The sequence below is a fragment of the Mucilaginibacter sp. genome (genome assembly GCF_036383575.1).
Taxonomy (GTDB): domain Bacteria; phylum Bacteroidota; class Bacteroidia; order Sphingobacteriales; family Sphingobacteriaceae; genus Mucilaginibacter.
Map to the genome: position 1 here is coordinate 1 of NZ_DASVOB010000702.1, position 12594 is coordinate 12594.

Here is a 12594-nt window from a genome sequence, read left to right on the forward strand (position 1 = left end):
TGCAATGTCCGTTAGATATGGAGTTTATTGAAATTATGCGCTATACACATTTTTATGAAAAAGTAACCGCTATGCTTACCGTTAATTTTGGCCAGGTACTGGGCGCATTTATGCGTAATGCAGAAGAAAAGCAGCAACTGATACCACTGCCTTTTGAGGTTTATTGGGCGGTAGCATATGCGCCTCTTTATCAGCTTATCAAATTTCATAACCAGGGCAACAGCTATGTGAACAGCAGTTTTAAATTGGATGATAAACTGATGGAACAAGCACTGGGGTTGGTTTTAAAAGCATTAAAGCCTTAATAATATGTCAGCAACAACTATTAAACTTAATCATGTTAATTTGCCGGTGACCGATGTTGCCGCCTGCTCCGAATTTTTTGAGCAATATTTTAATTTTAAATGTACTGGCGTAAAAGGTAATAATATGCTGGCCGTAATGGAAGGCAAGGATGGTTTTGTCCTGGTGCTTATGGCTGATACCTTTAACCGGAATGGCAATAACAGTTACCCCGATGCTTTTCATATCGGTTTTTTGGTTGACAGCCATGAACAAGTTGCCGAAGTTTATGACCGGCTGGTAAAAGGGGGAGTAGCTGTAACGCAAGCTCCGGCACCTTTGCGTGGTGGTTTTGGGTTTTATTTTAATGCTCCGGGTAATATATTAACAGAGGTTACTTGTTTAGCTTAATCAGTTTAATAATTAAGTATTAAATAAAATAGTCAACTTATGGTACATGCATCAGCCTATAAAGATCCGCATCACGTGATGCTCTTTTTTGAAGAAGTTAGTAACCCGGCAGATAATGAACAATGTTTAACCGACAGGGTCGGTTATTACAATGATCTTAAAAGCAACGGTAAAGTAGTTATAAGCGGTAATTTCTGGAACCAGGATAAAAACTTTGTAATAGTTTCTGTATCAGATGATAATGAACTTGTGCAGATCATCGAAAATGACCCGGCCATAAAACACAAAGTACTTGAATTGGTAAAAGCAATGCCATTTTAACCCTTTTTATAGGTAAAAATACGTAGCGTAAAATGGGTTAAAATACGGGGTGTATCACCCTTGCATATCTGTATGCTACACAATAGATTTGTGTAAACGGATGCCTATGGAACCTTTTGAACTAAAAGTTAATAAACGAACCTACAAAATTATTCCCTCGGTTGCTAATAAAACTACCTTTAGTGTATTAAACTACTCGGCTTTTTACACCATAACCAGGTTAACAAGAGGTTATTGGGAGATCATTGAGCATCGCTTTGGAGATCATTTGATCCCTTTGCAGGAAATTGGCCGTTCAATAGAGGAGTATTATAAACTCTGATGCATCTGAATTATATAAATAATCATTAACCATATCGAAAATATTTATTGCTTTTTAGTAAATATTTATTTTTTATTATTCTTAAAAGTTGTAAATTAGACGTATTAAACTTTTACCTTAAATGTTATGGAAAAATTGGCGATTTTACGAATGTTTGCAGGCTTTCCATTGGTTGGCTTATTGCTGCCTGATATTTCTACTTTTATAGTTGGCCGTTTTAAAGATATTTCACCTTTTCATATTTACATTGAGTGTTTTTTATTGCTTTTTATAATTGTGTGTACATTGGCTATAGCCTATATCCGAAAAATAGGTAATCCGCCTGACCCGCAGTTACAGTAATAAGTTACCTGTTCAGTCCCCTGCGGCCTGAAGTTTCATAATATTGATCCATTATAACCCCCAATATCATAATGCCCATTGCCCGGTATTTCAAATCCGGGCTTTTTTATGGCCTTTACATTGTTATGAAATTAATTTAGTGTTCCGGTTGTCTTTATTTTTTTTATTTTTACGGGTAATGAACCCTAAACACCACTATCTAAAATCTCCCTGCAGGGTGTACTTCCTCCTCATGAAAAAATCAAATATCTGTTTCAAGCTATTTTTAATAGTTATATTGTTTTGTTGTGTTGAATCTGTTATGGCGCAGCATCGTTCAACCAGAGCTTTAACTTATGGTGGCGGGGGGAGTGGCGCAGTTAATTTTAGCGATGGCTGGGGTGTGGCTGCAGGTACAGGTGTTGATATACCACAAGGTAACTTTAACTATACATTTAAGCCTGCTATTAATTTTAATGCCAGCGTTTACAAGTTTTTAGGCCCGTTTACAGCAAGTTTAAGCTTAGGGTACATGAATTTTAAGCCTGATAATTATTTTATTTCTGAAACAATTGAGGGCAGCAGTTCAACGGCAAACACATATTATGCCGATATGCCCGTAATTGCTGCATATGGCGGCGCTGCTTATAATATTGATGTGGCAGATAATTTCAGGGTTTATGGCGGTGTAAATTTAGGGGTGTATTTTACTGATTTTGCTGTGGCTTATGAAATTGATGGTATCGATCCTTTTGTTTACGATAAATGGTCGCAATCGTTATATTATGCTCCTAAAGTTGGGGTAATATTTCCGATAACTCCTAAATTAGGTGTCAGTATCGAATCAAAGTATAATTTCTTTTCTCAAAAACTAACTTTAGGTGATGCCTCCGGGAAACAAAACTGGAATTCCCTGTCACTTGGTGCTGAGCTGGTGTTCAAGTTTTAAATTAGTAATTGTTATAGCATTACTCATAACAATTTGCACTTGCCGGTGTTATCAATCTCAATTTATTGATATTTACACCAAAAATTCTCATTAATGAAGGGCTTACGTACTGTTACATTCCTGTTTATATCTAATACTTTTATGACATTTGCCTGGTATGGGCACCTGAAGTTTAAAGAGTACGAATGGGGTAAAAACCTAAGCCTAATAGCTATTATATTGATAAGCTGGGGACTGGCTTTTTTTGAATACCTGTTCCAGGTACCGGCCAACGAAGGCGGCTTCAAAGAAAATGGCGGTCCTTTTACCCTTGTTGAATTAAAAACCATACAGGAAGCCATCACCCTTACGGTATTTATGATATTTACAACCGTACTTTTCAAAAATGAAAAACTGGGCTGGAACCATTTGGTAGGTTTCGGACTTATTGTGTTGGCCGTATTTGTGATTTTTAAAAAATGGTGATTGAAAGGGCATCTACCTAAAATGGCTGAATAGTCCTACAAAACATATCACCATTCTTCGTTTTTATATCATATTTCCACTGCTGGACTACCTGCTTTCTTGATCCTGGCTTATTTATAAAATACAACGGCTATTTACATTTGGATATAAACAATTTAATAGCAGTATGGAAATAACTTATAAAACAGGTGCAATACCATCGGCACAGCAAATTATAGAACTTTATGATACAGCCGGGTTGAAACGCCCAACACATGATGCGCAACGGATTGCCAGGATGTATCAAAACTCAAACCTTGTGGTGAGCGCCTGGGATGGCGATAAACTGGTGGGAGTTTCTCGTGCACTTACTGATTTTTGCTATAGTTGCTATCTTTCGGATCTGGCGATTACAAAAGATTATCAAAAAGCTGGGATCGGTAAAAAGCTGATTGAACTAACCAAAGAGGCCATTGGCGATGAAACTATGCTTTTGCTGCTTTCGGCTACTACTGCCATGGAGTATTATCCTAAAGTGGGGATGGAAACCGTTCATAATGGGTTTATTATCCATCGGGCAAAATAAAAAGAGGGTAGGATGTAAGCTACATGTTTATCATCCTGCCCCCGAAATTTAGCACCTATTTACCGCCAAATACATAGAATACAGAAAGGCCTAAACCATCATTGATCACATTGAAATTAACGTTATCGCCGCTTCCAGTCTGCCTTGTATCATCTTTTAGCTTACTATGCTGATAGGAGAGATTAGCCAGCATGGCCGAGATGCCGAGTTTTTTTACCGGGTAATAAACCAACGCCAAATTTGCGCCTGCAATATAGTTGTCACTTTTATTCGTGGTTATAGCGCCGTCGTTATTTGTTTTATAATTATAACGGGAATATCCAAGATAAGGGCCGGCACGTAGGCCAAATTTATCGCCAAACATAAAATATTTACGTAAAAAGATGTTAGCACCGTATTGGCGTGAGGTTTGGATGCTGGAGTAACTGGTATTTTGATTGTCTAACTTAGCGTAAACATAAGTAAGGCTTGTGCCGATATCAAGTTTATCAGCGATAAAGTAACTGTAAGTGGGGCCGATGTTGAAATTCGTTAGTTTAAAATCAGAATTATAGGTATCCACACCTGGCCGAATGATGTTCTCTGATGTTTTCTGATGTGTAAATTGAACATCAATGCCAATGGTTTGTGAACCTTTTTCGGTTTGGGCTTTTGAGATTTGAAACGCCAATAAAAATGCAGGGATTAAGACAAGGATTTTTTTCATTTGTGTTTGTGTTTGGGTTTTGTTGAGCCATTGAAACGGCGAAACACAAAAGATATTTTGGCAAAAATCGCTTTAAATAATAATTATAAAATAAATTTTTACTTGGATTTAAACCGATAATATAAGCTATAAAAGCCCGTTAAAGCTGATTGTTTTATTGTGGTGCTGAAATAAATATTTCAATGTCAATAATAAATATCACCAAGATGCGTCATGGTTAATTAAGCTTCGAGATAGTAGGGGCGATGCTGGATATATCGATCGCTATCAGTTCCCTTCCAAATTATTTCGGTATTGCTTGAGCGCGGTTAAGATCGACCGTACAATTTCATTTTGTCCGCTCGCCGAATTCAGGTATTCTTCGTCGGATGGGTTATTGATAAACCCGGTTTCTACCAGTACCGCAGGCATACCGCTTTGAGCCAATACCAAAACCCCTTGTTCTTTTACGCCCAAACTATGCCTGCCATTGCTTTTACGAAACTGGTTGTCTACCAGGTCGCCAAACTGGATACTCTGCTTCCTGTATTTTTGTTGAAACGTGTTAAGTACAATGGTATTCACTGCTGCATCATCGCCATAACCATTATATTTTTCCTTGTAATCCTTTTCAATAAATATGGAAGCATTTTCGCGCAGGGCCTCACGTTGTTCCTGACTGCGGTGAAAACCATACACGAGCAACAAGGTTCCCCTTGATGATCCTTTACGCTGCGGTGATGAATTGCAGTGGATGGAAATGAACAGGTTACCGTGATTATCGTTAGCTATATCAGTACGTTTATGCAGCTCAATAAAAACATCGGTACTGCGGGTCATTACCACCTTGATACCGTTCATTTCATCGTTTATGGCATCCCTTAACTTTTTGGCGATACTTAATGAAACGTTTTTTTCTTTTGAATATGCCCCGTGCGATCCGGGGTCTTTGCCCCCGTGCCCGGCATCGATAATAACCGTTTTAAATTTGAAACGATTTGGTACTGCTGCTGTACTCTGCTGCCCGAAACAATTGGCAGCGAAAAGCATGCATAGCAGGGAAAAAAACGAAGCGATAGTTTTGTATTTTTTAGGAAAGGCAGCAGGCATGAACAATATATGTATACAGGTTTATAAACGTTTCATTCTATAATAGTTACAGGTATGATATTGTTTTAACCGTATGGTTTAAAAAACACTTTAATTAAAGTGCGCAAATATAATACATGTTTGATTTACAGCACTATTTTTAAATTAATTGCAGCACTTCCGTAACGAAAGTTTAAACTGTGCATTATCTATGTATATTTAATGAACTTAAATCGTGCCGATCATGATAAAAAAACTGTTATTGGTTGTACTCGTATGCCAGGCTTTTATGGCATGCAGCCAGCAAAAAGGTATTGTTTACGGCGATAATGCCGCTGCCGGTAAGTATTATGATGTAAGGGGTATAAAGCTTTATACCGAAGTTTATGGTAAAGGTAAGCCCCTTTTAATGATACATGGCAACGGTGGCAGTATCAACGCTTTCGAAAAGAATATCCCCTATTTTGCTAAGAAGTACAAGGTTATAGCTGTTGACAGCCGTGCGCACGGTAAATCGACTGATCCACGTGATTCACTTACTTTTGAAATGATGGCCGATGATTTTGCTGCTTTGCTTGATGTAATGCACATTGATTCGGCTTATGTGATAGGCTGGAGCGATGGTGGCATCAATGCTCTGGTGATGGCTATGCGGCACCCTGAAAAAGTGATTAAACTGGCCTCAACAGGTGCTAACCTTTGGCCCGATTCTACTGCCCTTATCCCTTCGTTATGGAAGGATATGGAAAAAGAATACGTCGCCAAAAAGGATTATCATTTTATCACCGCTAAAGAAAAGAACGACCGGAAGATCTTTATGCTTGATTATAAGGAGCCCAATATTAAACTATCGGCATTGAAAGCTATTAAATGCCCGTCGCTCATTATTGCCGGTGATCATGACCTCATCGTAACAACCCACACCGTTCAGATAGCCGAGAATATCCCCAATGCTTATTTATGGATCCTGCCTGATTCAGGTCATGGGACATTGGTTGAGCATGCCGATGAGTTTAATAAAAAGGTTGAGGATTTTTTTGAGCAGCCATTTCATCGCCGTTGAAACGATGATTTAGGCCAATGATAGTTATTAGTGTAGAGGCTTAAAAAAGATGGCCCGGTTATTACACCGGTCCATCAAACATAATTACTTAATTTTAGTGAATCTCAATTATCATCTATTAACAATTTTGTCTGTTTTAGGTTTTATAAAATTTGAGTTACATACGTTTTTTAACTAATCACCTTATAATAATAATAAGCCGATACCGTTTCTACAATATTCAATCATAAGCTAACCTGCGGCTTTTACTGTTTAATTAATAGTAATATGGAATCAAAAAACAAAAGGCTGCTTGTTGATACGCTTTTAGCCATCTCATTTCTGATAGTGATTTTACTGGCCATATTCATGGTTTTTCAACCGGATGTTTATCCCAATTAATATTATATTTAGCCGGAAACAAATCACGATAAAAGATCATGCTTAAACCCGGCGAACATATTGAGGGCACGCCAGCCGAATTACAGGTATTGCTTGACAGCGATGTTGAAGCCAATGAATTTTTTGAAAGCCTCGCTAAGTCGTACAAACAAGGTTATTGCGATTGGGTTGGTTCGGCCAAGCAAGAGGCAACCCGTAAAGTAAGGGCCGATAAGGCCATGGTCATGCTTCGCAACAAACAAAAAACTTTAAAAACATAAGCTATAAATTTCTCAAAAATAGCTTATTACTCTTGTAAGTTCTACTAAAATGGTAGTATATTGTCATCCGATTTTAATAAAAAGATGTTTAAACATTTATTTTGTTTAAAGTCCCGATCATTTGTATACTTTTGAGCCATAAATCAAAACAAAAAAAGAAATTTAAAAATTAAAACAATGAAAAAGATTCTTATCCTGTTAGCAGCAGCATTCTCGTACACGGCAGCATCAGCTCAAACAACTTGGACTGTAGACAAAGCTCACTCAAACGTTAAATTTACAGTAACCCACTTATTGGTGTCTGATGTTGACGGCGAATTTAAAGGCTATGATGCTACTATCACTACTACAAAACCTGACTTTAGCGATGCTAAATTCCAGATCAGTATCCAAACAGCAACAGTAACTACTAATAATGATCAGCGCGATAAACACATCTCAAGCCCTGACTTTTTTGATGTTGCTAATTACCCAACTCTTACTTTCACAAGTACTGCTATAACCAAAACATCTGATAAGCACTACAAACTTACCGGTAACTTAACTTTACATGGTGTAACTAAACCAGCTTCATTTGATTTATGGTACCGCGGTACTATCCAAAACCCAATGAGCAAAGCTGATGATGCAGGTTTCCAACTAACAGGTACTATTAACCGTTCTGACTTTAACTTCGGTTCGAAATTTCCCGGCGCTGTAGTAAGCGACGAAGTAACTATCAAAGCTAACGGCGAGTTTGGCAAAGCCAAATAATTGCGAAAATATATTAACAGGAACGGCGCGGATAACCCGCGCCGTTTTTTTGTTTTATATACAGGCAGTGGATGATCTGTGCTTTAAGAATGCTGGTATTGTAATTTTAATTCCTGCTTTTTTTGATAGCGGATTATTAATGTACAGGTGCCGATTATAGTCGCAAGGGCCGCACCGGCCATGACGTGAAAAAAGGGTAATTTGAAACCCGGATTGATAAAAGTTTCGGTTACATCCGGAATAATGACAGCGATGAGGGGCAAGCAAGAGAACAGCCTCAGGTAACTGAGTTTTTTCATAAAAAGTGATAATGGTGTTAGAGTAAGTAATGCACTGCAAATATGCTACTATATTTCTTTTTATGGACTACCGGTTATTAGGTATTTCTACAACCTGTATTAGTAGCCTGCTGGTCAGTCGCTTAGTTTAAGAAGGCGTTGCCGGTAAAATAAATGGGAGTGAAGGCGATTAACTTAATGTTTTCGGGAAAGCAGTTGCTTAAGTGTATTGAACCACAATTGATTTTTAGCTCCAAAAAGGGTGTGATCAACAATAAGGTATAATGTTATCAATTCCTCTTTTAACCTGTAACGTAACCTCAACGGTTGCCAGAATAAGCCATTGCTGCGCACCATCGAACGTTTGTAAACCTCATCAAAGCCTAAATATAATTGTTCCAGGCTATCAAGCGGAATATGTTCATAGCTGTCGCCGTCAAGTACTATGCTTTTAGGGGTAAGTATGATTTCGCCGTTGTAATGGTGAGGTGGCGGGGTAAATGCAAATAATGCTCCTCCGTCATTTGCCAACCCTAATGTGCCCAGGTCATAATCATGACTCCACATTACCTTTCCTATTCTCAATATCTGCATGTTATAAACTTCGGTATTATAAACGGCATTTGCAATAGATTGTTATCATTGTAGTTTCATTTTGTTACAATAATGTTAATAAAGCCTGGCGTTACCGTTTTCATGTGCTAAACGTAAAAATCCTATCTTTGGTTTACAGGAAATACTTTCCTTTTTAATAATATGGCTACAGAAGTTAAGTGTCCAAGTTGCGGGTTCGGTTTTCCGATAGAAGAGGTAATGGCCGAAGAGTATAAGAAAGAGCTCAGGGTTAAAATGATGGATTATACCCGTCAAAAAGAGGAGGAATACCGTAAAAAGGACGAGGAGTTTTTAAATAAGGAACGGCAGCAGCAGACCGCTTTTGAGCAAAGGCTTAACAACGAGAAAAAGCAATTGCAGCAAACGCTTGAAGGTGACCTGCGCAAAACCATAAGCGAGGATTTTGAGAACCGGCTTGTACTGCTCAAGAACTCTGCCGCCGAAACTGAAGAAAAACTAAAACTATCGCGCCAGAAAGAACTGGAGTTTTTGCAGCGCGAAAGCCAGCTGAAGCAAAAGGAAGAAGAAATGGAGCTTGCAGTTCAGCGTAAATTGCAGGAGCAGCGTAATGAACTTACAGATCAGATCCGCAAGCAGGAAGCCGAGCGCCACAGCATAAAAGATACCGAATACCAGCTCAAGGTTAAAGAGCTCGAAAAACAGCTTGACGACCAAAAGAAACTGGCCGATGAAATGAAGCGCAAAGCCGAACAAGGCTCCATGCAACTACAGGGCGAAGCCCAGGAACTGATACTGGAAGAACTGTTGCGCAATTATTTCCCATTTGATATTATAAGCGAAGTAGGGAAGGGCGTGCGTGGTGCCGACTGCGTTCAAACCGTACGCAACCAATTTGGACAGGAGTGCGGCCGCATTATTTATGAAAGCAAGCGCACCAATGCTTTTTCGATGGACTGGATCGAGAAACTAAAAAAGGATATGCGGAGTATGGGTGTTGATGTAGCCGTTATTGTAACCCAATGCTACCCGAAGGGCATGGATTGCTTTGGCGAACGTGATGGCGTTTGGATCTGTAGTTTTGATGAGGTAAAGGCGGTATCCTACATTTTAAGGGATGGGGTAATGAAGTTGTCGAACTTGTCCAAATCGCAGGATAATAAAGGCGATAAAATGCACCTGCTGTATGATTACCTTACCAGCAGTGAGTTTTCGGAACAGTGGAAGGCTATTCGCGAGGGATATATGAGTATGCGCCAATCCATCCAGCGCGAGCGTGATGCCATGGAAAAGCTTTGGAAGGCCCGCGAGAAGCAATTGGACAAAGTGCTGCTAAGCGCCGCCCATATCCGCGGCAGTATTGAGGGTATTGCGGGAAATGATACTATCCAGCTTAACCTTACTGACGACGAGGATGCGTTGCTGCTGGAGTAATGTTGAGTTAACTATATTGACTTGACTGACGCGAGTATGCAGTGGAGGATTAAGGGCTGAGTCCTCGTGACTTTCCTTATCATTGTAACAAATAAGGTGTCCCAATTTTTTGATTCCCGAAAAAAAATGAAAAAAGTGAGGAACTCCTTTTTTTGAAAAACTCATGTGTTCCATTTCTTGAGAGTGAAACAACGGAACGGGTAAAAAATACTATTGCCTGATAATCAGAGGATTAGTCTTCTGTGTGAAACGTGGTTAAACCATTGTTAATCAGTATTTAAAACTTTATGGGGTATCTGTTGGGTGTTTCACTTTTGCTGAAAATAAGTGCTGATTTTTGAGCGTGTTTTATCCATTTTTTTGATGCTTTTTAGATAAGACCGGGGCTTAGAGTTTTGATGGTGACAAAGTACTGCCACCATTGGTTAAAGCCAAGAAGTTTAGTTTTGTCCTTTTCTATATATATGACGAAGCGTAGCTTCGTCAGCCGGTGGTAGGCTGGTCGAAGTTTAGCGAAGCATAATTTCGACCGGTGAGCGTTTAAAGCTGAAGGTGTTTTGTTGCCGGAGTTGGATTGAGTTATATGCCAAATAATAAAAATCGTTGATTTGTACCACTGCTTGCCTGAAAAATGCCATGGTTTACAGTAGGTTAACTGCTAATTTTACTTTAAAAAAGAAAAGCAAAATGAATAGGACAATAGCAACTGAAATCATCATCAGGCAGATCAAAAACAAACAGGTTAAATACCAGGAACTGGCCGATGCTATAGGAAGAAGTTTGGTATGGACAACCCTCGCGCTGCATGGACAGGCGGTAATGGAAAAACAGGAGGCTGAAAAGATTGGTGAACTGCTTGAACTGGATGCCGAATTGGTGATTTCCCTACAAGAGATCCCCGACAGAGGCTCATTAGATCAAATGCCTCCCAAAGATCCTACCCAATATCGTTTTTATGAATTGTTGCTGGTTTATGGTACAACCTTAAAGGCTATCATCAATGAGCAGTTTGGCGATGGCATCATGAGCGCTATTGATTTTACCATGGATATCAGCAAAGTTGAAAACCCTGCCGGCGACCGCGTTAAAGTAGTGATGGAAGGCAAATTCCTACCGTTTAAAAAGTGGTAAATCTTTATCCTGGTCGAAGGTTGGCGATAGGATAACTTCAACCTTTTTTCCTGATTCTCAATCTGCAATTAAAGCTATAAATGGGCAATGCTACTGTAAGCTTGCTCGCTTTTGAGTTACATTGAATATAAATCAAAATGCCCCTCTCACTCGCTGACTGGGGCATTTAACTAAAACTAATTTTTGTTCTCTATTAGCGTTAAAAATATTCGTTCGTTTCCACTTTCGCTATACCGAAAAAGTAGTAGTTAAATTAAAACGCTCCGGCTTCAAAGCTGGTGCACGCGTGCCGCGTGTTCCGCGGTCAGCCGAGTACATATTTATCATGTTGTAAACCCGGCAACAATGCGCTACTTTTATATCCATAAACCAAGTCACAATGAAACCTATACTAAAAACTATTGCCGTACCCATCGGCTTATTTTTAATGACCCTGTTTTTTATTTTGTATAATTGTAGCGGTATTTATGCGATGAGAAGCGATAAGCTTCCGGCAGATTCAAACGTCACGGTAGAAAAAGAGCGGGAAGTACTTCTTTCGCAGCAATTATTTGTTGTTAAACTCTCGAAGGTTAAAAGCCCTAAAAAAACTAATTCTAAAAAGGTTAATGTTAACTTTAAAGCAGAGCGTCGGGATGCTTTTATGATACAGCGTTACGACAACGGAAAATCCAGTACAGAATTAAGCTGGACAATGTGCCCTAATGGTGTCTGTCCAGTTGGGGGCACATACAAAATGGGTACGCCTGAATATAAACAGTTGGATCTTGTCATAGCGCAGGCAAAACAAGCCAATGCAAAATCTCAAAAAGAATTGAACGCTTTGATGGCGGACGGGAAAAAGGCACATCCGTAGCACAACTCGTCATGTTGAAGACCTAAGGCTACCGCAAGCGTCCTCGCTTGTGGAAATCATGCTATGTCTACAGTTACGGATCATGCTATTGATCTGAACGCTGCCACAAGCGAGGACGCTTGCGGCAGCGTGGGAAATGACATTTGCCCCGCTGTCATGCTGAGGCACGAAGCATCTTCTTCGCCCTGTATAACAGCCATGCTTGTTGAAGAAGATCCTTCGTGCCTCAGGATGACAGTTTTTTTAAACTATGTCATGGGTATGACCTGAACGCGGGCCACAAGCGAGGGCGCTTGCGGCAGCGAGGTCCATGGCTGCAACCCGGAATGTTAGATACCAGATCAAAAAAATAGCTGTCAGGCTGATTAAGCTTTAAATAAAATTTGAATGAAGTTAAGATCTATTGATGCATCAGCGTTAACACCTGCCGAAATGCAGGTTTATTTGCACTATGC

Annotated in this window: 18 protein-coding genes and 1 pseudogene; 15 read left to right on the plus strand and 4 right to left on the minus strand. The window is 39.4% G+C overall.

Annotated elements, in window-relative coordinates; genetic code table 11:
• The 8 genes and pseudogenes from VF500_RS25000 to VF500_RS25035 all read left to right on the plus strand — a co-directional run.
• Positions 1 to 305, plus strand: a pseudogene (locus VF500_RS25000) (TetR/AcrR family transcriptional regulator); the annotation flags it as partial.
• A 4-nt stretch (positions 306 to 309) separates the two neighbouring features.
• A complete protein-coding gene (locus tag VF500_RS25005) occupies positions 310 to 693 on the plus strand; it encodes a VOC family protein (protein ID WP_330862284.1) in 384 nt (127 codons plus the stop codon).
• Positions 694 to 732: 39 nt separating this feature from the next.
• Positions 733 to 1014: a YciI family protein gene (locus VF500_RS25010; protein WP_330862285.1), complete on the plus strand. Its 282-nt coding sequence runs from the start codon at positions 733 to 735 to the stop codon at positions 1012 to 1014.
• Positions 1015 to 1120: 106 nt separating this feature from the next.
• The gene (locus tag VF500_RS25015; RefSeq protein WP_121230069.1) at positions 1121 to 1336 is read left to right on the plus strand and encodes a hypothetical protein; all 216 of its coding nucleotides are present in this window, start codon (positions 1121 to 1123) and stop codon (positions 1334 to 1336) included.
• 126 nt (positions 1337 to 1462) lie between these two features.
• Positions 1463 to 1678, plus strand: coding sequence for a hypothetical protein (locus VF500_RS25020; protein WP_330862286.1), 216 nt, complete (start codon positions 1463 to 1465; stop codon positions 1676 to 1678).
• 301 nt (positions 1679 to 1979) lie between these two features.
• Complete coding sequence (locus VF500_RS25025; RefSeq protein WP_330862287.1) at positions 1980 to 2606, plus strand: hypothetical protein; 627 nt, start codon at positions 1980 to 1982, stop codon at positions 2604 to 2606.
• Between the two features lie 93 nt (positions 2607 to 2699).
• The gene (locus VF500_RS25030) at positions 2700 to 3071 is read left to right on the plus strand and encodes a DMT family protein (RefSeq protein WP_330862288.1); all 372 of its coding nucleotides are present in this window, start codon (positions 2700 to 2702) and stop codon (positions 3069 to 3071) included.
• Between the two features lie 166 nt (positions 3072 to 3237).
• A complete protein-coding gene (locus VF500_RS25035) occupies positions 3238 to 3636 on the plus strand; it encodes a GNAT family N-acetyltransferase (RefSeq protein WP_330862289.1) in 399 nt (132 codons plus the stop codon).
• A 55-nt stretch (positions 3637 to 3691) separates the two neighbouring features.
• On the opposite strand, the gene VF500_RS25040 is transcribed toward VF500_RS25035, so the two are convergent.
• The gene (locus tag VF500_RS25040) at positions 3692 to 4342 is read right to left on the minus strand and encodes a hypothetical protein (protein WP_330862290.1); all 651 of its coding nucleotides are present in this window, start codon (positions 4340 to 4342) and stop codon (positions 3692 to 3694) included.
• Between the two features lie 267 nt (positions 4343 to 4609).
• The gene (locus VF500_RS25045) at positions 4610 to 5431 is read right to left on the minus strand and encodes an N-acetylmuramoyl-L-alanine amidase (RefSeq protein WP_330862291.1); all 822 of its coding nucleotides are present in this window, start codon (positions 5429 to 5431) and stop codon (positions 4610 to 4612) included.
• 223 nt (positions 5432 to 5654) lie between these two features.
• Here VF500_RS25045 and VF500_RS25050 point away from each other — a divergent pair, with 223 nt between their 5' ends.
• From VF500_RS25050 to VF500_RS25060, 3 genes are all read left to right on the plus strand, one after another.
• On the plus strand, positions 5655 to 6473 hold the full coding sequence (locus tag VF500_RS25050) for an alpha/beta hydrolase (RefSeq protein WP_330862292.1): 819 nt from the start codon (positions 5655 to 5657) through the stop codon (positions 6471 to 6473).
• Between the two features lie 419 nt (positions 6474 to 6892).
• Positions 6893 to 7114, plus strand: coding sequence for a YdeI/OmpD-associated family protein (locus tag VF500_RS25055; protein WP_330862293.1), 222 nt, complete (start codon positions 6893 to 6895; stop codon positions 7112 to 7114).
• Positions 7115 to 7291: 177 nt separating this feature from the next.
• On the plus strand, positions 7292 to 7867 hold the full coding sequence (locus VF500_RS25060) for a YceI family protein (RefSeq protein ID WP_330862294.1): 576 nt from the start codon (positions 7292 to 7294) through the stop codon (positions 7865 to 7867).
• Positions 7868 to 7950: 83 nt separating this feature from the next.
• On the opposite strand, the gene VF500_RS25065 is transcribed toward VF500_RS25060, so the two are convergent.
• Together VF500_RS25065 and VF500_RS25070 are read right to left on the minus strand one after the other, a co-directional pair.
• Positions 7951 to 8166: a hypothetical protein gene (locus VF500_RS25065; RefSeq protein ID WP_330862295.1), complete on the minus strand. Its 216-nt coding sequence runs from the start codon at positions 8164 to 8166 to the stop codon at positions 7951 to 7953.
• A gap of 174 nt (positions 8167 to 8340) precedes the next feature.
• Entirely contained in the window at positions 8341 to 8739 is a 399-nt protein-coding gene (locus tag VF500_RS25070; RefSeq protein WP_330862296.1) for a hypothetical protein, read from the minus strand.
• 162 nt (positions 8740 to 8901) lie between these two features.
• Here VF500_RS25070 and VF500_RS25075 point away from each other — a divergent pair, with 162 nt between their 5' ends.
• The 4 genes from VF500_RS25075 (at position 8902) to VF500_RS25090 (ending at position 12409) form a co-directional block, all read left to right on the plus strand.
• The gene (locus tag VF500_RS25075; RefSeq protein WP_330862297.1) at positions 8902 to 10152 is read left to right on the plus strand and encodes a DUF2130 domain-containing protein; all 1251 of its coding nucleotides are present in this window, start codon (positions 8902 to 8904) and stop codon (positions 10150 to 10152) included.
• 687 nt (positions 10153 to 10839) lie between these two features.
• Positions 10840 to 11283: a cyanase gene (cynS, locus tag VF500_RS25080; RefSeq protein WP_330862298.1), complete on the plus strand. Its 444-nt coding sequence runs from the start codon at positions 10840 to 10842 to the stop codon at positions 11281 to 11283.
• A gap of 379 nt (positions 11284 to 11662) precedes the next feature.
• Positions 11663 to 12139, plus strand: a complete 477-nt coding sequence (locus VF500_RS25085; RefSeq protein ID WP_330862299.1) for a hypothetical protein — start codon at positions 11663 to 11665, stop codon at positions 12137 to 12139.
• Positions 12140 to 12202: 63 nt separating this feature from the next.
• On the plus strand, positions 12203 to 12409 hold the full coding sequence (locus VF500_RS25090) for a hypothetical protein (protein ID WP_330862300.1): 207 nt from the start codon (positions 12203 to 12205) through the stop codon (positions 12407 to 12409).
• Positions 12410 to 12594: the final 185 nt, after the last annotated feature.

Bases quoted from the DNA above. Each gene is read 5' to 3' on its own strand.
- VF500_RS25020 (WP_330862286.1), top strand. From the start codon at position 1,463: ATGGAAAAATTGGCGATTTTACGAATGTTTGCAGGCTTTCCATTGGTT.
- VF500_RS25075 (WP_330862297.1), top strand. From the start codon at position 8,902: ATGGCTACAGAAGTTAAGTGTCCAAGTTGCGGGTTCGGTTTTCCGATA.
- VF500_RS25070 (WP_330862296.1), bottom strand. From the start codon at position 8,739: ATGCAGATATTGAGAATAGGAAAGGTAATGTGGAGTCATGATTATGAC.
- VF500_RS25035 (WP_330862289.1), top strand. From the start codon at position 3,238: ATGGAAATAACTTATAAAACAGGTGCAATACCATCGGCACAGCAAATT.
- VF500_RS25005 (WP_330862284.1), top strand. From the start codon at position 310: ATGTCAGCAACAACTATTAAACTTAATCATGTTAATTTGCCGGTGACC.
- VF500_RS25090 (WP_330862300.1), top strand. From the start codon at position 12,203: ATGTCTACAGTTACGGATCATGCTATTGATCTGAACGCTGCCACAAGC.
- cynS (WP_330862298.1), top strand. From the start codon at position 10,840: ATGAATAGGACAATAGCAACTGAAATCATCATCAGGCAGATCAAAAAC.
- VF500_RS25065 (WP_330862295.1), bottom strand. From the start codon at position 8,166: ATGAAAAAACTCAGTTACCTGAGGCTGTTCTCTTGCTTGCCCCTCATC.
- VF500_RS25060 (WP_330862294.1), top strand. From the start codon at position 7,292: ATGAAAAAGATTCTTATCCTGTTAGCAGCAGCATTCTCGTACACGGCA.
- VF500_RS25015 (WP_121230069.1), top strand. From the start codon at position 1,121: ATGGAACCTTTTGAACTAAAAGTTAATAAACGAACCTACAAAATTATT.
- VF500_RS25040 (WP_330862290.1), bottom strand. From the start codon at position 4,342: ATGAAAAAAATCCTTGTCTTAATCCCTGCATTTTTATTGGCGTTTCAA.
- VF500_RS25030 (WP_330862288.1), top strand. From the start codon at position 2,700: ATGAAGGGCTTACGTACTGTTACATTCCTGTTTATATCTAATACTTTT.
- VF500_RS25050 (WP_330862292.1), top strand. From the start codon at position 5,655: ATGATAAAAAAACTGTTATTGGTTGTACTCGTATGCCAGGCTTTTATG.
- VF500_RS25055 (WP_330862293.1), top strand. From the start codon at position 6,893: ATGCTTAAACCCGGCGAACATATTGAGGGCACGCCAGCCGAATTACAG.
- VF500_RS25085 (WP_330862299.1), top strand. From the start codon at position 11,663: ATGAAACCTATACTAAAAACTATTGCCGTACCCATCGGCTTATTTTTA.
- VF500_RS25010 (WP_330862285.1), top strand. From the start codon at position 733: ATGGTACATGCATCAGCCTATAAAGATCCGCATCACGTGATGCTCTTT.
- VF500_RS25025 (WP_330862287.1), top strand. From the start codon at position 1,980: ATGGCGCAGCATCGTTCAACCAGAGCTTTAACTTATGGTGGCGGGGGG.
- VF500_RS25045 (WP_330862291.1), bottom strand. From the start codon at position 5,431: ATGCCTGCTGCCTTTCCTAAAAAATACAAAACTATCGCTTCGTTTTTT.